Consider the following 21049-nt stretch of genomic DNA (forward strand, 5'->3'; position numbering starts at 1 on the left):
CGGCTTATACATTATAATTTTACAGAAAGTCCGGTATAGAAATTGATTCCCGCGGCGGGGTTAAAATACCTTCCATTTGCCGCGTTTAAGTCATTACCCAAACTGTAATTTACATTAAGCACGTTATTTACTCCTGCAAACAAATCTAAATGGGTTTTATTGATTCTTAAATTTCTGATGCCCAGTTTGCTTTCAACAAGGTGATACCTTTTCGCAAAAACAGTATTTGCATCGTTTAAGGGGATCGAAGAAGTATAGTTATGCTGTACAAATAGGTAAAATGCTTTAGGAAAGTTAAACTCTAAACTATTGACCAGGATACTCTCCGGAACGCCGGTAAGTTTATTGCCGCTAAAAGCAGTTGTGCCGCTTACGAAATCTTCAAATCTAAAATGGCTAAAAGTATAATTACTTCTCCATTGTAAACCTGTTAAAAAGGAGGCATCATTTCTGACAATCCATAAGGTTGTTTCCAGTTCGATGCCCTGCTGTTTTGTTCCACCCGCATTGATAAAATATTCGGCATCATTTTGATTTAACCTTCTCACAATGGCATCCTTTAAATGGTAACTGAATATATTTGCGTTGGCATAAAGGCGGTTGTTTTTGGTTTTATAACGCAGACCTAGTTCATAATTCCAGCCGAGTTCTGCCTGCAGGTTATTATTGATGTTGTTATCAGATGACCTTACTTCGGCAATGGTTGGTGGCGAATAACCCTTACTTACCGAAGCCCTTGCCGAAAAATCAGAAGTGATGAGGTAAGATATTGCAGCCTTTGGCATAAACTGGGTATCAAATTTTCTTTGTTTTGAGGCAATAACGACTGGGAAATAACTTTCATAATCGTATCTGTAAAAATTTAAACTCGAAGCAAGTTCGATCAGGAATTTATTGCTGATATCGAAATTTAACCTCAAATAGGCAAAATCCTGACTAGCTTTTAAACGGTCTGAAGCTTGCATTGCGGTAGCCTCGCCACCGTTATTATTGAAATTTTTTATCTGGCTTTTGGTGGCTGAACTCTCTAACCCGATTTGAGCGTTAAATTTAAAATCTTCTTTTGCCCGTGTATAATCCAAAAATGTCCTTAAACCCAATGTGCTTTCATAACGTTTTTCATAATTGGTAATGAATGGATTTTTGAAATCAGTATAGGCGGTAAATAAAGCTATAACATGTTTTAAATTCGGATTGATCTGATAAGAATTGGATACCCCCCCAAAAATGGTTTTATTATAAATAGCAGCCTGCTGTGAAATAGCCCCAGGTATAGTTGGAGTAGCCGGACGTGCCAGTTTAGGATCCTGTTCCAATTGACTAGCGGTTAATCCTCCCGGTGTGTTATAACCTAAATCGCTATAAAATGCAAAAGCTTTTAAACTGCCTCTATTATTGTAATTCCATTGCTGAAAAGTCTGAAAATATTTTCTGTCCATCGCACTGTTCTGGCGATAACCATCGCTTTTTTGATAACCTTCGCTAAAACTGAAACTATAATTTTTAAACTGGTGTTTAATGGCTGCCGTTTGATGAAAGAGGCCATAAGAACCTGTAATAGCAGAAACATTGATTTCATTATTGCCTAAAGCTGGAGGATTGATCAAAAGGGCGCCACCTGTATTTGCCCGAATATACTGGCTTCCGGCCCTTTGTAAATCTCCATCGTACCAACGGCAGCCACATCCAACGCATTTAAATAGGTATTGCCCCCTGCATCGGTTAAAGGGAAATCATCAACATAAATTTTAATATTTCTGATGCCGAATGGTGAACGTAATAAACTTCCACGAAGGGATAAACGGTAACTGCCCGGAGAGCGTTCTTCCATTCTGACTCCCGGAGTGGCGTTTAGTGTGCTGACCAAAGAACTGCTTTGCTGATTACGGATCAAATTGCTATCAATTAAGCTCACTGCCGATACCGATCTTAACAAAGGCTGGCGGTTATAATAACCTTTTACGGTCACATCTTCCAGTTTTTTGGTTGAATCGGGTTTAACCGTTTGGGCTAATGCTGTAAATGCGGATAAAGTATAGAGTAGGGTAAATTTTAATTTCAAGGGAACACGGATTGATGTTTTAACCACAGATTGGCAGATAAATTTACCGTATATTCTGCTAATCTGTGGTTAATTGATAAACTATTTTGCTGCTACCTTCCAAATTACGCCGCTAACATCATCGGCTACCAATAAAGCACCATCTGGTGTGAGTGTAACACCAACCGGACGACCATACACTTCTGCCTTGTCTGCATCAGCAATAAAACCGGTTAAAAAATCTTCAGGTTTTCCTGTTGGCTTTCCAGCTTTAAATGGTACAAAAGCGACTTTGTAACCAGAAATTGCAGACCTGTTCCATGATCCATGCTGACCTATAAAGGCACCGCCCTGATATTTTTGAGGAAATTTTGTGGCTTTATAAAAGGCGAGGCCCAAAGAAGCGGTATGTGCACCAAGAGCTACATCGGGAGCAATGGCTTTTTTAACCATTTCAGGGTTTTTGCCCTTTAATCTTGGATCTTCATTTTGTCCGTAATAAGAGAAGGGCCATCCATAAAATGCGCCTGGTTTAACGCTGGTAATGTAATCAGGAACAAGATCGTCGCCAAGGCCATCACGTTCGTTAACAGCTGTCCACAGCATGTTGGTTGTTGGTGCCCAATCTACCCCTACAGGGTTACGTAAGCCACTGGCATAAATTTTTTCACCAGTTCCATCCGGATTAATTTCTAATATATTGGCTCTTCTCACTTCGTTTTCCATTCCGTTTTCGCCAACATTACTACCCGATCCAACAGTTATATAAATCTTGCTTTTATCAGCATTGGTGATCAGGTTTCTTGTCCAGTGGTTGTTATAACCACCAGCGGGAAGGCTCAGGATCTTTTTACCTGTTGCGGTTATTTTGGTGTCGCCGGTTTTATAAGGATATTGCCACAAACCATCGGTATTGGCTACATAAAATGAATTGCCGATAATCAGCATGCCGAAGGGCTGGTTCAGGCCATTTAAAAAGGTGGTTACAGTTTCCGGTTTGCCATCTTTATTATCGTCCCTGTAGAGCAAAATGGTATTGGCACTTTTTCCGGGAACTTCCGATTTGGCTTTCCCGGTAACCGTATTGGCAACAGATTCTGCTGCGCTTCTTTCAGAATTGGAAAGTGCTACCAGTACATCTCCATTTGGTGCAATATAGGTATTCCGCGGGCTTTTGATATTGGACGCAAATTTGGTCACCACAAACCCCTCCGGGGCAATTGGTGTTTTCCCCTCTGGCCAGCCAATTACCTTGCTAAACTTGCTCTTAGCTGCATTCGTGTCAGGTGCAGGCAAATCTAACGCTCCATTTTTGGTGGTTACCGTAGTATCTTCGCCCTGAGGTTGCTTATTAGAATTGGATTGGCACCCCAGAAAAACCGAAGTTGAAAGGATTGCTGTGTAGAAAATTTTATTTTTCATGTGAACTGGTTTTATTAGTTTTCATGAAATAAACATCGAAATGAGAGGAGATGTTTTTGATCCGGCCATAATTGCCACAACCGCAAATAAAAAAAGGAAAGTACCCGAAAGTACCTTCCATAGGAGAGAGCGCTCCTTATTTTCCTTTGAAGATATTCAGTTTGTACTGATAGGTAACAAGGAAGTATCGTTTTAATATTTCTCTATCGGAGATGTTAACAGCATTGTTATAGGCATACCTGCTTACCGAAATGTTCTGATCGAAAAGATCGTACACGGAGATTTTTAATTGTCCACGGTCTTTTTTAAGCATCTGGAGCGATAAAGCCAGGTTTAAAAGGTGGGAACTTCTCGGAAAACCTTCCGCAATCTGTGGGTTATAATTATAAGAATAATTGGCATCGAGGATTATTTTTTTAGGCCAGCGCAGGCTAAAATCAGATCCGATTGTATGCGAGTAGGTATTTACATTGTTGAAATTTACATCCTTATACCTGGTCATCTGTTTGGTAAAATTATACCTCGCGTTGATGCTTAATAACTCATTATAATTAAAGCTGATATTTTCACCCAAAGTGGTGTAAAAACTGTTTTCGAAACCTTCATCCGCATTAAGAATAAATGGCCTTTTGTTTAAATTCAGGTTTAGATTAGTATTAAAACCAACCTGCCATTTTTGAGACTTTTTTAACTGTTTGCCAAAATTTGCCCCCATGTATCCGTTGGCGCTCCCGTTCCGGTTTACATAAGTGGTGGTATTTACGCCTGCACTACTTAGTAGCGTTTGCTGAATTACCACATTATTACTGAAATTTAAGCCTGAATAGATATTGAAGTTGATCTGCTTGCTGTGGTTATATTTATAGAGATTGAAGTTTAAGTTCCTAACCCTTGATGGTACCAGATCTGGATTACCGGTTGTTTTATACAAGGAATTGTATTCGCGTACAATAGGCTGCAGCTGAGAAATACTTGGCAGCTCTAACCTTTCATCGTAGCTGAAAGATAAACTTGGCCCATCAAAGCGCATACTTGGGAAGAAATTATAAAACTTTTGGTTAATGTCATCATAACCGTAATGGAAGATGTTTTTTACATCATTTAGTTCTGCTTTAACTCCGAGCCTGATACTATAGTTTTTGTTTATTTTGTACAGTACCTGGGGGCGGATATTTTGTGTAAAAATATTGCGCTGTAAATCATTACTCAGGCTTACCTGTAAAATATCGTAGCTAGCGGTAAGTGGGTTTCTTTCTAAAATACTGAGCTGGTCTTTATTGCTGGAGTACTTGGAATAAGCATTCATTTCTAAGATCAGTTTTTCCATGATGATCGGATAGTTATAGGTGAGGGATAAATCAACTGTGCTCGATTTTCTCCAGCTATCCTCATAACGGTCCTGCCTCTCTGATTTTACATCAGCGGTATAGGAAACAATGTTATAAAGTGAGAATTTATCTCCTCCGTTGTTGTTTAACTGAGCAAAATGCGTAATATTTAATGATTCGCCTTTTTTCTTTAACCTGTGGTAATAATTGAAATTGTGTGAAAAACTGGTATTGTTTGCATTATACCTTGAGTCAAAAGCAGTTTCTATCAATTTTGGAAACGCGGTGTTGGAGCTGTTGCCAAAATTACTGTTGAGGTTATTGTCGCTGCCAAAATTAAATTTAGGTTCGTATCTGATTCTGTTAATGGTATCGGGCACCCATTCAATCAATCCGCTAATGGCATGTTTATCATTTTTATTATTGCTGTTGTTTTGCGAAAAGGATACAAGTTTGGTATCGGGCAGAAACTGCTCGTTATAATTTTGACCATTATAAATCCGCTCGGTGTGGGTATAAAAATAAACCAGGTTGAGTTTTAATTTTTTGCCATAATTGTTGTTGATATTAAAGCCGCCCGCAGCTACGTTTTCCATGCCGCCATAACCTCTGCCTCCAAATGTTCCATCGTAAAACTGCGATCCGCCCGAACGATCGAAGCCGCCCATAGAATATAAATCCTGACTAGAAAATCCTGTTTTATTAAGGTTATTGGCCAGGCCGATCAAACTGATCTGTAAAGTATCCCTGAAATTACTGAGAATACCAGCTGCTTCATAACGGTCTCTGCTACCCCCACCACCATAAATTTTACCTAAAGTGCTTTTCTTGATTTTGCTTTTCATCTTCAGGTTGATGATTTTGGCCACCTGTGTTTCGCTCACCAGGTGATCTGGATCGTTCTCCCGGTCATCATAAACCTGGATTTTATCAACTATATCTGCATCGAGGTTTTTGGTTGCGACTTTCGGGTCGTTGCCAAAAAATTCTTTTCCATCGATTAACAGTTTACTGATCGATTTACCATTTACCAGAATAGAGCCATCCACATTTACCTGTACACCGGGTAATTTCCGGAGCAATTCTTCTACAACGGCATTAGGCCGGGTTTTAAAAGCTTCAGTATTAAATTCGATCGTATCTTTTTTGATCACAACAGGTGATCTTTCCCCTTTAATCACTACTTCTTCGAGGTTATGGCCGGATAGTAAAACAGTGCCGAAATCTTTGATCACCTCTTTTTTCAGATCGAGTAACCTCCTGAATGTGGTATAGCCAACGTAGGATATAATTAGTTTGGTGGGTTTTTCGACGGGAATACCCGATAATTTGAAAACACCGTTTTTATCGGTAAGGGTATAAGAAATTAAGCTGGTATCTTTGGCATTTACAATGGCAACAGTGGCAAATTCTACTGGCGCTTTGGATGACGAATCGGCAACAATCCCTTTAACAGTGGTTTTGTTTTGCGCCATCAGGTTAAAACCCATTAAAATAAACAGGAGCAGGGTGAGAAGCTTGAGCATTTAGGTATTTGGTTGAGCTATAATTTGAAACGATTAGTTAAAACTAAATTACAGCATAATAACCAAAGATTTAGTTAAGAATTGTTAAATCATTTTAATCTGCTCCAGAGTTGCTTTTCGCGATTATTTTACCAGGTTTTCCAATAACCTGGCTTCAATGTCTTTAGCATTTAATAACAGTGCAGAGAATTGCGGATCGGATTTCACCAATAAAAATTTCCCGTTAGGGAGCACAATGGCAGAAGTGCCGCAGGTGGTAACCTCTTTAAATAACAGCTTTTTTAAAAATCCCGGATCAGTTTCTATTTCCAAACCTTTTGATTTGACCTGGCTAAAGCTTTCGCCCACCTCGCGGTATTGATAAATGGCAACCTTTGGCCTAGCTGCTGCTTTTTCGAGGATATTTTTTTGGAAAGTCCACCTTACATTATTCAAAAATTCAGGATTTTGATAGTTCAGGTCGTTCCAGCAAACATCTTTATTGAAATCATATTTAATGATGATGGTATCTTTTAGAGCAAGCCTTTCATTTTGTTTTAAGAAAGTATGCAGCGAATCGATTTGTGCATCGGTTAATGTACCCGCCTGATAACGTTTACTTTCGTCAACATACAATTTGGGAGAACAGGCATACATGAAAATGGAAAGAAAGAGAAATGTAAATAACTGAGATTTGATTTTAGGGATACGTTTCATTTATGCGAGCATTAATATTGTCTAATAAATTTATAACTAAAAATTTATTAGACAATATTTTTCAACAGAAAAGTTCGTCATTGCTGAGGCAAAGCAACGCAGAGTGAAAATCTACTTGGATAGATCTCTCGACTACGTTGCACTCCGCTCGAGATGAGGACGTTGACTGGAGTGATCTTTACAACTTTTCGGTCATTCAAATTTATCTCATGCAATAAATTATTCTTGATAATGACGAGCGCGGGATCAACTTAACCTTTCAAAATCTTAGCTTTCTCCGCATCAAATTCTTCCTGCGATAAAATTCCGGCATCCAGCAACTCTTTTAAATCTAATAAAGCCTGTTTTTTAGCAGCCATATCGTTTTTTGGTGCTACAGTAGGACTTTCTGTTGATGCTGTACTGGTAGCCTGTATATTTGAATTGGCCGCAGGACCGTATTTCAACAAGAGTTCGGTAATTTCATTAAAACCTTTAATATTCGAATAATCAATTGCCTTTTGTTCTTTAACATTCACGATGGATGGATCGGCAGCGTTTTCGAGTAAAAACTTAACCACATCTTTTTTACCGTTTGCAGCTGCATAATGTAAAGCGGTGTTTCCGCTTTCATCCTGAATATTAACATTGGCACCTTTTTCCAATAATAATTTCAACATGCTTAAATGACCGCTTTTGGCCGCAACATGCAACATGCTTTCGCCCCCGTAATTGTAGTTATTATCGAAGGAAAAACTGGCCGAAATGGAAATGTTATTAGCCGTTTCAACCCACTCGAGGTATGAATACATCGAATCGTCGTTGCCCGAAAGCGGTTTGGCATAATTTACATCCACACCATTGGCCAAAAATAAATCGACAATTTCTTTCTGGTTATTGGCGCAGGCATACCATATTGGCGATAAGCCATTTTTTGAAGAGACAAATACATCTGCACCCTTTTCTACGAGCGTTTTGGTGAGCATGCGATTGGCATCGTAACAGGCAAGCAATAGTGCAGATTCGCCAGCATGGTTAACATGGTTGATGTTAGCTCCTTTATCAAGGATCAATTCAACCATTGGGTTGTTTTTAGATTTAACTGCAAAAATCAAAGGAGAATCGCCATGTTTATTAGTAGTGTTGATGTTGGCGCCAAATTCCAGTAATTTTTGAACCACTTCTTTATTTCTCCATGCAGATGCGATAAGCAGCGGTGTTTCTGCTTCGTTATTTTCACAGTTCACATCAAGACCCTTATCGAGCAGCTTTTCCAAAACTTCAATCTGCCCGTTTTGAGCAGTTAAGTGCAAAAGGCTGTTTCCTTTAAGGTCTTTAATATCAATCCGTGCACCTTTATCCAATAAGTAAAGCGCAGTTTGTTTCTGCTTTTGTAAACAGGCAAAATAAAAAGGTGTTTCACCATCATGATCCTCATAATCTAAATCTGCACCGCGGTCGATTAAAATTTTTACCAGGTCTAAATATCCATGATGTGCAGCGTAATGCAGTGCGGTTCGTCCTTTTTCGTCCGTATAACCTACTTCTACTTCGTTGTTCGCCAATAAAAGTTCAGCTATTTTTCGTTTGCCGCTTTCGCAGGCAATTATAAATGACATCGACATATTAAGATTGTTTCATGAGCAGTTCAACAGTTTTTATTTTCAGGTTATCGTCGGAAGCCAGCATTAAGGCTGTTTGATCCTTATCGTTGCTTAGCGCAACATCTGCTCCGTTTTCAATCAGGAGTTTCACCTTACGATAGGTTTCTTTAGCTTTCTCGGCTTCGTAGTTTACATTGTAGGCGCAAACCTTATGCAATAAGGTATTTCCCTGATCATCCGTTCTATTGATATCTATTTGTCCACTTTCCAAAACAGCCTCTAAAATATTGGCTTGTTTTTCAGCAATTACATCCAATGGAGTTTTATCTGCACTGTACCAGGTGCTGGTTTGGTATAAGTCGGCACCATCACCAATCAGTTTTTTGAGGAAGTTGATGCCGCTTTCACTGTTCGACATCATGCGAACGTATTCGAAGAGCAATGTTTCGCCCTTTTTGCTTACCTGATCAAATTCTGGTGTAGCAAAACTGCGCAGTGTATCGTATATATTTTCGCTTTGCGAATGTGCGACTGCATAAAAGAAGGCCGAATTTCCTTCACGATCGGTATGGTTTGGATCTGCGCCGTTTTCGAGCAGGTGTGCAATTAGATTTTTCTTATTAAACTTTATTGCGGTAATTAAAGGTGTTTCCTGTACTATATTACCTTCATTTACATCAAGCCCTTCGTTAAGGAGGATGTCGATATAGCCCTTAAGCAGATCTGTAGTTTGCTCGTCGTTGAGATTATACTTGCGGAAACTGCTTTTTACCACCTGGTGGATATAATTTTCTTCTGCATTATTCTTAAAATTGGTCGTGCAGCCTGCATCGATACAAGCTTTGATTACGCCTAAACTCACGCCATTTTCGAAGAGGTAACCCAATAAAGTTTTCGCATTTACTTCATCATTCAGGTTATCGAAGTGGGCAATAAATTCGTTGAAGAAAGCAATGTCTTCATCTTCTTCGCCCAGGTTGTAGATGATACTATGAAAAATACTTTTGTCAAAATTGTCGAATTCATAAATATCCGTTTCAATGGTTTTATCCTTTACCATCATATTTAGAATTTCATATTGCTTATCTTTGATAAGTTTGTCGAAAATCGATGATTTCTGATGATCCTGAAGGTTTTTGGAGAGTTTTTCGCCGTTTTGCATCGAGCTTTTCGCTTCGTCAAATTTTCGGGCATTTAACTGTTGATCTAAGGTAGTTTCGGTCATTTCAATTAAAATATTTAAAATAGATAGATATATGCGCTTCTCGCTACAAAAGTTTAGCCAAAGAATTTGCGTAATCTAAAACTATCGGGAATGTTGCAGTGAATCAGAATGATAAAAAATGTTTTGTTAGTTGCTTAGTTTTTGGACAGCAATTGAAGTATTCATATATTTATTTCTTCCTGCTTACTTTTTTCGATAAAATCCTGTTGGGGACACAACTAACTAAAGATTCTTCTACCACTCTATGCCGTGGAGGCATGGTACTTTGGAGCGCCAAAGTACCCAAAGCGCTTTGTCAATCCGGCAATGTGGCTTCTCACCGCCCCGCGCTCATCAAAAAAACAGCGACACTTTGTTTTGTGTTCAATTCCTTTATAACTTTTGAATTATCGTTTACGAACACAAAACTACTGCGTTTCAGGTTTGGTGGTGCCGTTTGTTCTATACCGCAACTGTTTTTTTGATTATCCTGCCACTTGGGATTGACGGTGTCCTTCGGCAAAGATTGTAGGTTTTGAAAGAAAGCTAGCAAAATGCCTAAACCGCTCTTAAATATTTGTGTCGACACTGTATGATAAGAAATCGGAACCATCTGATCAGGTTTAGTTGTGGTGATTCTCGGCTTCTATGTCGGTTTTCCGTGTCACAGGCTTAAGTTTATAGCCCTGATCGGAGCGGGCATCCCCTATATTTCATCGGGATAAAGCGGTGAGCAGGACTAACTTTAAATATAGTAATGACCCTGCGCTCCCAAAAAAACAATAGTATGTTATATTATTATTTCACTATGATAAAGATTATGGGTTTTTAATAAATGAATTGCTAATCCAAACCATAAATAACATTACGATGTTCCTTAATTCATTCGATTATTTTATCTTTAGGCGATTTTAAAAAGATTGGTTTACAAAGCCATAAACCGATCGGATCATTAAATAAATAAGCAAAATCAATATAACATGTCAAATACATCAAAAATTATCTACACCAAAACCGATGAGGCGCCAATGTTGGCTACTTATTCACTTTTACCTATCGTACAAGCTTTTACCGCATCAGCAGGTATTGATGTAGAAACCAGAGATATTTCTTTAGCAGGAAGAATTTTGGCAAACTTTCCTGAGTATTTAAAAGACGACCAAAAAATTGGTGATGCTTTAGCAGAGCTTGGTGCATTGGCTACCACTCCAGAGGCTAACATTATCAAGTTACCAAATATCTCTGCTTCTATTCCACAATTGGTAGGTGCAATTACCGAGTTACAGGCTCAGGGTTTTGCCATTCCTAACTATCCGGATAACGCACAGAGCGACGAAGAAAAAGCAATTAAAGCTAAATATGCAAAAGTTTTAGGTTCGGCAGTTAACCCTGTTTTACGTGAAGGTAACTCTGACCGTAGGGCGCCGAAAGCAGTTAAAAACTACGCCAAACAAAATCCGCACTCGATGGGTAAATGGTCGGCAGATTCTAAAACCAAAGTAGCCAGCATGACTGAAGGCGATTTTTACGGTTCAGAAAAATCTACCACTGTTGCTGAAGCGGGTCAGTTTAAAATCGAATTTGTAGCTGCTGATGGTACGCTAACCGAATTGAAAGGTTTATCGCCATTAAAAGCAGGAGAAGTGATTGATAGTTCTGCATTGAGCTTATCGGCATTGAAAACTTTTGTGGCCAAAGAAATTGCTGAGGCTAAGGCTGAAAATGTTTTATTATCTGCGCATTTAAAAGCAACGATGATGAAAGTATCTGACCCGATTATTTTTGGTGCCATTGTTGAAGTTTATTTCGCAGATGTTTTTACCAAATATGCAGATCTTTTCAAAGAACTAAATATCGATACCCGCAATGGTTTAGGCGATGTTTATGCAAAAATTGCAGGCAACCCTAAACAGGCAGAAGTTGAAGCCGCGTTGGCACAAGCCATTGAAAACGGACCAGCTTTAGCCATGGTAAACTCTGATAAAGGAATTACCAACTTACATGTACCAAGTGATGTGATTGTTGATGCTTCTATGCCGGCAATGATCCGTACATCAGGCCAGATGTGGAACAAAGAAGGTAAACCTGAAGATACGATCGCTTTAATTCCAGACCGTTCGTACGCTGGTGTATATACTGCAACTATTGATGACTGTAAAGCAAATGGTGCTTTTGATGTAACCACCATCGGTTCGGTACCAAACGTAGGTTTAATGGCTCAAAAAGCAGAAGAATATGGCTCTCACGATAAAACTTTCCAGGCTGCGGCTTCAGGTATTATCCGTGTAACGGATGCTGATGGTAAAGTGTTTTTCGATCAGAAAGTAGAAAAAGGCGATATCTTCCGCATGTGTCAGACTAAAGATGCGCCAATTCAGGATTGGGTAAAATTAGCGGTAAACAGGGCGCGTTTATCAGAAACTCCAGCTGTTTTCTGGTTAGATGAGCAAAGAGCACATGATAGAGAAATCATTGCAAAAGTAAATACTTATTTAAAAGATCACGATACTACAGGTTTAGATATCCGCATTTTAGCTCCAATCGAAGCGACTAAGTTTACGCTAGAGCGTATCCGTAAAGGTTTAGATACCATTTCGGTTACCGGTAACGTACTGCGTGATTATTTAACCGATTTATTCCCGATTTTAGAACTGGGAACTTCAGCGAAAATGCTTTCTATCGTTCCATTAATGAACGGTGGTGGTTTATTCGAAACCGGTGCTGGTGGTTCTGCTCCAAAACACATTGAGCAGTTTATCGAAGAAGGTTATTTACGCTGGGATTCGCTTGGTGAGTTTTTAGCACTTCAGGCTTCTTTAGAGCATTTATCTCAAACCCAAAACAATGCAAAAGCACAGGTACTGGCTGATGCTTTGGATGAGGCAAATGCTAAATTTTTGGCAACTGATAAATCGCCGGGTAGAAAATTAGGAACGATCGATAACCGTGGTTCTCACTTCTATTTAGCTTTATATTGGGCTGAGGCGTTAGCTGCTCAGAGCAAAGATGCTGATCTGAAAGCCAGATTTGCACCATTGGCTAAAACTTTGTTGGAAAATGAAACTAAAATCAACGAGGAATTGATCGGTTCACAGGGTAAGCCTCAAAACATTGGCGGTTATTACAACCCTAATGATGAACTGGCAAGCAAAGCCATGCGCCCAAGTGAAACATTAAATACATCTTTGGCTAGTTTATAAGCTGAGTTATCAACTTTAATATGCTTCTGGCATGGAAGCTGATAACTCTTGAAATATTTAGCGTCCTGATTTAAAAATCGGGGCGCTTTTTTTATGATGGGTTTTTCAGTTTTAATAGCTATTTGTTAGAGAGTTGATTGCATTTGGAAAGCGGATACAGAATCATTTGGGTTGCAGCAGTCCCGCTCCCGCTTCTGCTCCCGATGAAGAATCGGGAGCATCCCGCTTTGATCGGGTTTAGTTGGATTGGTCAGCAGATACTATTTGCGTGAATGTATCCCGCGGTCTGTGTCCCTGTAGACCAATAGCAGAATGATATACTTTCAAAATGGAGTTTTTTGGACGCTTTGCCTGCGTGAGGGATAGAAACGGAAAGCCCGCAGCCGTGAGGAACGAATGGTGAGGACTTGAAGTGTATAGCCCGACCCTTGCGTAGCTTGGGGCACGCCCAAATAATAACAAATTCTTTTGCTAAAGAAAAACCTTATTTACACCGCTTTGTTATAACATTATAAATTATAGGAGACCCACACCATGGCAATTAACGAAAATAAAGGATCGCAGGATAAAATACATAGCACCACAGAAAATAGCGAAATCAATAAAGAGAATTTATCGTACGATAAAAATAAAGAAAGCTACGAACTCGATGTAAAGGGAACGGACAGCGATTACGACCATCCGATGGGATATGAAACAGTTGCTGCAGGCGCAAAGGATGATGATTCTACTTACGATGAGGCAAACCCTTATGTGGGTGATGAGTATGCCCGCAATGAAGATATAGCCGAAGATAACTTGGAAGAACTGGGCATGCATGTAGATAACGGTGAGAGTGTAAAGCTTAATCCTGAGGATGAAATTCTTGCCCGTACACCTGAAGATAACCGCGATGACCTGGATGAAGAAGGTTACCCGATTAATGATGCACCTAATAATAATTAACTAATTATAATAAAAATGGGCTTAGCAGTTTAACTGTTAAGCCCATTTTTAATGGTATATACTGCTAAGCCCCTTGTTTTTAGCGCTAATTTCTCAAATAAACTATCCCGGTAACCTTCAACAGCCCCTGTACTACATTCGGGCAATTTCCTTATAGTTCATTTCTGTTACAGTAAACGTAAAAATATTTTCTCTCTATCGTTAAAAAAAACTTTTTTATCATATTGCTGTGTTCCATTACTGATACTTGAAAATACTTTGCTAGCAGCCCAATCTGGGTAATAATATCTATTTTTAACTAAATGGTTCAGTGCATCGACCTATCGCTGGATGTATATTTTTAGTAAATATCCCTGAGCACCCCTTTTGATCATCTTTATAAAGCTATGCTCATCATTTAGCATACTTAAGCCCATAATTAGTACATCGGGATGTATTTCTTTTAACCAGGCCGCAGTTCAAAGCCATCCATTATCGGCATACTAATGTCTAACAATACCACCCCTTTCTTTTCTTACCATTAGCGTATTTACCTCCCATTGGGGCTATTCTTTTTTTGATGTTACTTAGTCCAAAACCTTTGTCATCATCACTTAGCGGAAGTACCAACTGCTTATTGTTATTGATTATAGAAGGTTCAGTTGTGAAAGCTAGGGTATTAACCGTTTTTAGTATCGTTAAACCACGGTAAATTTTATCGTTAAATACACATCGAAATACAGTTTTATACACATTGATTGCTGTCTCATCGTATAGCAACTTTGTGATGTGCAAGCCTGACGGCAAATTTTAATAATACGGCAACTTGTTAAACAGATAGAATTGATGAGAAAAGATTCAAAGAAATTATATTCTACACTATACGTATCAATGCAAAAGGGGGGAGCTTTAGGTAACCAGCTATAAACCAAATACTCTCATTAATGCCTCAAGTTATTTTACCAAACAAATTATGGGCTATGCCTTAAAATAGTATTCAAATTAAAGGAGTATTCCGAAAATCCTTAAAAGAGTAGGAATAAAAATTAAATCTAAATAAAATGAAAAAATCAATTCTACTACTAACAGCATTAGCTTTTAGTACTATCGCATTTTCGCAACAAAGAACAGTAAAATTTACTAAAGCAGAGCAACAGCAGATGCAGCGGATTCTTGGTAAAGATTTTACAGCAGTATTAGGTGGGCAGGGGCAACTGGCTGTGGTTACACCAGACAAAGTTGGCCAATTGAAATCTACAGCAAGAGGTGGTTTTAGCGGAATGCCTGGACTTGCAGCTAATGCAGTACTAGCCGCTAACGAAAAATGGTGGGTTTATAAACAAAGTGGCGATTTGCTTAAGTCTAAATTGGGAGAAGAACGTTTTAACCAATTAAATAAAATCCTTACTAAAAAAGGATTGGATATTAAGGCGGTTGAAAAACCAGTAGAATTTACCAGGGCGGACCAACAACAACTACAAAGGGTTTTGGGTAGAGATTTTACAGCAGTGTTGGGTGATCAGGGACAGCTGGCAGTTGTTACTCCAGACAAAGTTGGACAATTGAAATCGACAGTAAGGGGTGGTTTTAGCGGAATGCCCGGACTTGCAGCTAATGCAGTTTTAGCCGCTAACGAAAAATGGTGGGTTTATAAACAAAGCGGCGATTTGCTTAAATCTAAATTGGGAGAAGAACGTTTTAACCAGTTAAACTCAATCCTCGCTAAAAAAGGATTGAATTAAAACCTCATACTCTAGTGCAGCAGTTTTTGTTGCACTAGAATATCAGAAGCTATTTAAATTTCAATTGGTTCATTAACAGTTATCGCAAATTTTAAAAGGCGCTCAAATTTGAACCCTGCTATACAAAGAAATAACTCAACAAATTTAAATGGTTTCTTAATGTTATTTAAATCAATAAAATACCAAAAAAAACAGAAAATGGATTTATATAAAATTAAAAGTGTTTTGAAGGAGAATGTGTTTTATAACATTACCTATTGCTATAATGTTAACCAATTAGAAGTATTTAGAATTTTGGTAGCTCTTTTTGCAATTATTTCGATGTTTACATTGGTTTTAGATTACGATGTTTTTTTTGCGCCAAACGGTATAGTTAATTGGGAGGTTTCTAATGCAAATGCTCTTTGGTTTGAGTGTCATCCACAAAAAATAGCTGATTTATTGCACGTGTCGCCCCAGTACGTAATGATTTCAATTCTTACCGTATATTTTTTAAGCCTTGGTACGTTATTGTTAGGCATTTGGACAAGATTATCAGCCATTATTTGCTTAATTACCTTTACGCTAATTACCAATGTAATGTCTTCTTTTGCATTTGGTGTAGATATTTATCAATCAGTATGCTTTTTCTTTCTAACCATATTTCCAACTGGCTATAGCTTGTCGTTAATTAAAAAAGATAATTATCCCAGCCTTAACGAGATTAAGCAGATTTGTATTAGGGTATTGCAACTCTATTTAATTATAACTTATATATCAGCTGGGTTTGAGAAAGCATTCATGTTAAACTGGTGGAATGGGAGGTTTATTTATTTCCTGAGCAACGACCCAACCATTATGACAACAAGTTTTTTTCCAAAAGGCCAAAGTATTCTTTTTTATGCCTTTTTTGGGATTATGGTAGTGTTTATAGAATCATCATATTTTCTATTGGTATGGTTCAAGAAAACCAGATTTTACATCATATTGATCATTATATCAATGCATTTGTTTATTGCACTTTTTATGGACTTGTTGTTCTTTGGACTGCTTCTGATTGTGTTAAATGTAGTGTGCTGGTACCCGGTACTTTTTGCTAATTTAAAATTGAAAGAAAATGATAAATGCATATAAAATTACTTTCCGAATAATACTGTTAATTGTTTTTTTGTCAGTAATGAAAGTTAGTGTCTGGATTGATAAAAATATTGATTGCTACGCACTTTCAGTAACTCAGTCTTTTATCTTTAGGGTTACAAGATTAAATTGGCAGTATGGTTTCTTTACAAGTAAATCTAACAATTATCAATTTATTAAAAGCGATATCAGCCTGGTAGATCCTGAAAATACTTCGAGAAATATAACTATTGCGAAGGATGAGGGATTGGATAGGCTAGTTTTGCCCATCAATGCAGTTAGGGTTAACTCTTCAATTCAACAAATGGTAAGAGATACACTCTATTTAGAAGCAGGATCCAGATCTATAGCCTTGTATTTATTTAAAAGACATCCATCCTATAGAAATATAGATTTTTCTATACAAACATATAATAGAAAAATTAAAATTGATCAGACCAGGTTTGCACTTACAACTAAACTTGATACATTGTTTAACCGCAGAATTAGTTATTAATTTTTCAAGAGCATAGCCTGTAAAGATTGCTCATTACAATTATTTGTGATTTTATGAACATCAGAAATTATAGATAAGCAATTAATCTTAACGTAGCTTAAACGAAATCTTATGGAAGAGTTAGTTGGCTTATTTCGCGGACTTTGCAATTGATGCAATGGAGAAGTGCAGAATATGGTAAAATATACAAAGAGAAAAAAACAGATTTGCTTCGCTATGGTTAAGGATTAATATCTAAATTAAATCTTCTGCGCAGTTCATCAAGCTTAGGGTTTTTGTTCACCAGGTAATCGTACTTTTCGCGGTTACCATAAAGCCTGTTTTCTATTTTACGCTCTACCAGTTTATAGGTAACTTCTACACCAAAGTTTCGGAGTTCGTTCCGTAAAAAGTTTAAAAGATCAACCGATTCCTGCTGTATCAGGTGTTCCTGCGTTTTACTCTCTACCGAAATCTCAATTAATTCAGGATTTAGAAGCGTAGGGGCAAAATTATTTAAAATGGTAAAAAGATTAATTTTGTCGGCAGCTTTAAGCTTTTGTGTATATATGCTCCAGATTTCCAATAAGCGATCGTAACTAAAAACTTCGCGGGCCTCTCCGGTTGCTTTTTTTGGACCTTTATCTTCCTCCTCCTGCGCAATGCGATCAAAATCATTTAGTGAGGGAATGAGCATGCTTGCCGCACCAGCCTTTGGAATATTAATGTTGATGGAAGTTGTAGATGGCGAAGGACTGCTAACCCTGGGCATTTCCTTTGCTTTTTCCTCTACAGGGATGCTGGGTAAAACAGGCGCACTAATGGTAGGGGCTGGAGCAGAAACAGTGTTTTCGCTTTCGGCTTTTGGCTTCGGGCTTTCAACCTGTTCAGCTACGACATTAGTTTTTTTTTTATCCTGATCTCCGTCAGTTGCTGTGTTATTAGTGTTTAAAGGTTGTTGTGCTAAATTGACGACCGAGCGGATATGGCACATTTTAATCAGTGCCAACTCTACCTGTAAACGCTGGTTTTTAGAATTTTTGTAATTTAAATCGCAGGTATTGGCTAAATTCAGCGCTGTTAACAGGAACGATAATTCTGTTTGTCTGCACTGATCGAGGTATTTTTGTTTGATATTTTCACTTACCTCCAACAATTTAATGGTAGCTGCATCTTTACCTACCAACAGGTTACGGAAGTGACTGGCCAAGCCATTTATAAAGTTGTTGCCATCAAAACCATTGTTCAAAATTTCATCGAACAAAAGTAAAGTCTGGCTCACTTCTGCAGCAGTTAAGTAAGAAGTAAGTTTAAAAAAGTAATCGTAATCTAAAATGTTCAGGTTATCAATTACCGCTTTATATGTAATGTTCTTATTGGCATAACTGGCAATCTGATCGAACATCGAAAGCGCATCACGCAATCCACCATCTGCTTTTTGGGCAATAATGTGTAAACCATCACTTTCGAAAGCAATATTTTCGCGTTGGGCAATGGTTGACAGGTGGCTGGCAATATCTTCTACCTGGATACGGTTGAAATCAAAAATCTGACAACGTGATAAAATGGTTGGCAGGATTTTATGTTTCTCGGTAGTGGCCAGGATAAAAATGGCATAAGAAGGCGGTTCTTCCAACGTTTTCAGAAAGGCATTAAATGCACTTTGTGATAACATGTGAACCTCATCAATAATATAAATTTTATACTTTCCGGCTTGTGGCGGTATACGTACCTGCTCAATTAAACTACGGATATCGTCAACTGAGTTGTTCGATGCCGCATCCAATTCGTGCACATTAAAAGAATGTCCGTTCTGGAATGAAAGGCAATTATCGCATTGGCCGCAAGCTTCCATTTCTGCTGTAGGGTTGGTACAGTTAATGGTTTTGGCAAGGATACGTGCGCAGGTAGTTTTTCCTACCCCACGTGGTCCGCAAAATAGAAATGCCTGGGCAAGCTGGTTGTTTTTGATGGCATTTTTTAGCGTACCGGTAATATGCTGCTGGCCAACTACGGTTTCGAAGGTGGCTGGGCGGTATTTACGGGCAGAAACGATAAAATTTTCCATCGGCACGAAAATAGGAAAAATTTAGGTGTTGTAAGATTGAAAAGTTGGAATGTGGAAAAGTTGAAATGCAGAAATGATTTGTAAAAGAACGCGTAACATTTAATAATAAAATTAATCTAATCATAAAACTTTATAAATGAGGATATTAATTTTTATTAGCGCGATATTGTTGTCTTTTGCTAATGCTTCAATGGCACAGGTTGATACTATAAATGCACAAAACCATAAATTGGTGATGAGCAATCTGAAAGAGGGAAAAACCATTTACCTGGTTTATATGACAGATTCTCTTGAAACGAAACGGACTGTCGGCGATATATGGGAAAGAACAACTACTTTTAAAAAAAGAGATAAAAATGAAGTTGTAGAATTTGGCTGGAAATGGCTTCACAGCGATTCTCTGATCGCCACAATAACTAATATTTGTGATAGAAAAACGCTGGCGCCAATTTATCATTATGCAAATTATAAACGCAGAGGTATTTTTGCCTACGATTATAAAAATGGCTTGATGCAGCCATCTGATAGCGTGAAAAATAATGATGCAATAAAAAAAGGTCCTGTTAAATTGGATATTCCGATCATTTCATGGGAGCAGGATTTAGAAACTTATGCCTTATTGCCAGTTAAAAAGGTTGGCCAGCAATTTGATATTTCCTTTTTTGATCCCAATGAAAAATCAGCAACCTACCACCGCTATGAAGTAGTTGGCAAAGATAATTTGAAATTGAATGCAGATATTTCGGCTAAGTGCTGGCTGCTTAAAATTAATTACACTAAAGATAGTTATGCGATTTTCTGGCTAACCGAGAAATCAAAAGAGGTAATTAAAATGAAAGAATATTATAAAGGTAACTATCGTATAAAAGTGAAGCAATATTGAGATGTTAACGATGCAGGTTATAAAACTGTTTATAACTTGCTTCAAATGCATTAAAACTGCCGTAAGTAAGTTCTATCGCTTTTTCAGTATCATAGCCCTTCGCAGTTAGTTTGATGATGTTTTTTAATGCCGTGGTGCTTTTGTTTTTAACGAAATAATAGATCATACTATAGGCCGTATTATAATTATCATCGATCCCATGACCGTAAAAAGTGCCATCGTAGATCCTGAAAAAAGTTTTTAACCTGTCCGTATCCTTAAAATCCAATCCTGCCTTTATGCTTTTAATCCGGTTACTCTGCGGGTAGGAGTATAAATTTCCTTCACTGTCAAAATCTAAGGTTTCGAAAAACTCAGCCAGGCCCTCATTTAACCATTTTGGTGCTTTTTGATAATTGAACTGGAAAATACTATGACTGGCCTCGTGCAAGGCCACGGGAATAAAATCGCCACTCTTCATAATAAAAGCCTGGTTTATTGCCGGAATGTAGAATCCGGTTGATGATGGCGCGTTATACTTATTTTTTTCTATGCGGTAATCTTTTGATTTTCCATAAAGATTGATTTTAACAGGAACAGTAATGTTATTGCTGGTTTCGAAAATTTCGTTGCAGAACATGCGCTCATAAGCAATTAGTTTTTCTATTTTCTTTTGCTCATTGTCGCTTATTTTGCAATTAACAAGGTTGATCTCTACATATTGGGCGTAAGTTGAGAGGCTGATAGAACTTGATATTAGAAATAATAGTAGTTTATTCATTCTTATATTTAAAACTGTTAATTTAAGACAAGTAAATATAAGCTATCGATTTTTTTTAAAATGTAGTTTGTGTTTCTATAT

Annotated in this window: 15 protein-coding genes; 6 read left to right on the top strand and 9 right to left on the bottom strand. The window is 37.9% G+C overall.

The genetic code is table 11. The features are described 5' to 3' along the window. Window positions 1-11: 11 nt before the first annotated feature. The 7 genes from H9L23_RS03245 to H9L23_RS03270 form a co-directional block, all read right to left on the bottom strand. On the bottom strand, window positions 12-1607 hold the full coding sequence (locus H9L23_RS03245; RefSeq protein WP_246474833.1) for a TonB-dependent receptor: 1596 nt from the start codon (window positions 1605-1607) through the stop codon (window positions 12-14). Continuing rightward, window positions 1604-2089, bottom strand: a complete 486-nt coding sequence (locus tag H9L23_RS26500; protein ID WP_246474834.1) for a TonB-dependent receptor plug domain-containing protein — start codon at window positions 2087-2089, stop codon at window positions 1604-1606. The genes H9L23_RS03245 and H9L23_RS26500 overlap by 4 nt, the downstream gene beginning before the upstream one ends. Window positions 2090-2143: 54 nt before the next feature. Further along, window positions 2144-3463, bottom strand: coding sequence for a PQQ-dependent sugar dehydrogenase (locus tag H9L23_RS03250; RefSeq protein WP_187593649.1), 1320 nt, complete (start codon window positions 3461-3463; stop codon window positions 2144-2146). 136 nt (window positions 3464-3599) lie between these two features. Continuing rightward, a complete protein-coding gene (locus H9L23_RS03255; RefSeq protein ID WP_187593650.1) occupies window positions 3600-6317 on the bottom strand; it encodes an outer membrane beta-barrel protein in 2718 nt (905 codons plus the stop codon). A gap of 123 nt (window positions 6318-6440) precedes the next feature. After that, window positions 6441-7013, bottom strand: coding sequence for a hypothetical protein (locus tag H9L23_RS03260; protein ID WP_187593651.1), 573 nt, complete (start codon window positions 7011-7013; stop codon window positions 6441-6443). Between the two features lie 251 nt (window positions 7014-7264). Next, window positions 7265-8611 (bottom strand): ankyrin repeat domain-containing protein, encoded by a 1347-nt coding sequence (locus H9L23_RS03265; protein ID WP_246474835.1) that lies wholly within the window; start codon window positions 8609-8611, stop codon window positions 7265-7267. Between the two features lie 7 nt (window positions 8612-8618). Beyond that, window positions 8619-9821, bottom strand: coding sequence for an ankyrin repeat domain-containing protein (locus tag H9L23_RS03270; RefSeq protein WP_187593653.1), 1203 nt, complete (start codon window positions 9819-9821; stop codon window positions 8619-8621). Window positions 9822-10780: 959 nt separating this feature from the next. Here H9L23_RS03270 and H9L23_RS03275 point away from each other — a divergent pair. The 5 genes from H9L23_RS03275 to H9L23_RS03295 all read left to right on the top strand — a co-directional run bounded on the left by H9L23_RS03275 (window position 10781) and on the right by H9L23_RS03295 (window position 17278). After that, complete coding sequence (locus H9L23_RS03275) at window positions 10781-13000, top strand: NADP-dependent isocitrate dehydrogenase (protein ID WP_187593654.1); 2220 nt, start codon at window positions 10781-10783, stop codon at window positions 12998-13000. A 534-nt stretch (window positions 13001-13534) separates the two neighbouring features. Continuing rightward, the gene (locus H9L23_RS03280) at window positions 13535-13945 is read left to right on the top strand and encodes a hypothetical protein (protein ID WP_187593655.1); all 411 of its coding nucleotides are present in this window, start codon (window positions 13535-13537) and stop codon (window positions 13943-13945) included. A 1040-nt stretch (window positions 13946-14985) separates the two neighbouring features. Beyond that, window positions 14986-15666, top strand: a complete 681-nt coding sequence (locus tag H9L23_RS03285; RefSeq protein ID WP_187593656.1) for a tRNA(Met) cytidine acetyltransferase TmcA domain-containing protein — start codon at window positions 14986-14988, stop codon at window positions 15664-15666. Window positions 15667-15864: 198 nt separating this feature from the next. Then, window positions 15865-16779, top strand: a complete 915-nt coding sequence (locus H9L23_RS03290; RefSeq protein WP_187593657.1) for a hypothetical protein — start codon at window positions 15865-15867, stop codon at window positions 16777-16779. Further along, window positions 16763-17278: a hypothetical protein gene (locus H9L23_RS03295; protein ID WP_187593658.1), complete on the top strand. Its 516-nt coding sequence runs from the start codon at window positions 16763-16765 to the stop codon at window positions 17276-17278. The genes H9L23_RS03290 and H9L23_RS03295 overlap by 17 nt, the downstream gene beginning before the upstream one ends. A gap of 220 nt (window positions 17279-17498) precedes the next feature. On the opposite strand, the gene H9L23_RS03300 is transcribed toward H9L23_RS03295, so the two are convergent. After that, complete coding sequence (locus H9L23_RS03300) at window positions 17499-19325, bottom strand: DNA polymerase III subunit gamma/tau (RefSeq protein WP_187593659.1); 1827 nt, start codon at window positions 19323-19325, stop codon at window positions 17499-17501. Between the two features lie 136 nt (window positions 19326-19461). Between H9L23_RS03300 and H9L23_RS03305 the strand changes: the two genes are divergently transcribed. Further along, the gene (locus H9L23_RS03305; RefSeq protein WP_187593660.1) at window positions 19462-20208 is read left to right on the top strand and encodes a DUF3108 domain-containing protein; all 747 of its coding nucleotides are present in this window, start codon (window positions 19462-19464) and stop codon (window positions 20206-20208) included. Between the two features lie 4 nt (window positions 20209-20212). Here H9L23_RS03305 and H9L23_RS03310 read toward each other — a convergent pair whose 3' ends face one another. Further along, window positions 20213-20968: a DUF1570 domain-containing protein gene (locus H9L23_RS03310; RefSeq protein ID WP_187593661.1), complete on the bottom strand. Its 756-nt coding sequence runs from the start codon at window positions 20966-20968 to the stop codon at window positions 20213-20215. Between the last annotated feature and the right edge of the window lie 81 nt (window positions 20969-21049).

The sequence above is a fragment of the Pedobacter roseus genome (assembly GCF_014395225.1).
In the GTDB taxonomy this organism is placed as follows: Bacteria; Bacteroidota; Bacteroidia; order Sphingobacteriales; family Sphingobacteriaceae; genus Pedobacter; species Pedobacter roseus.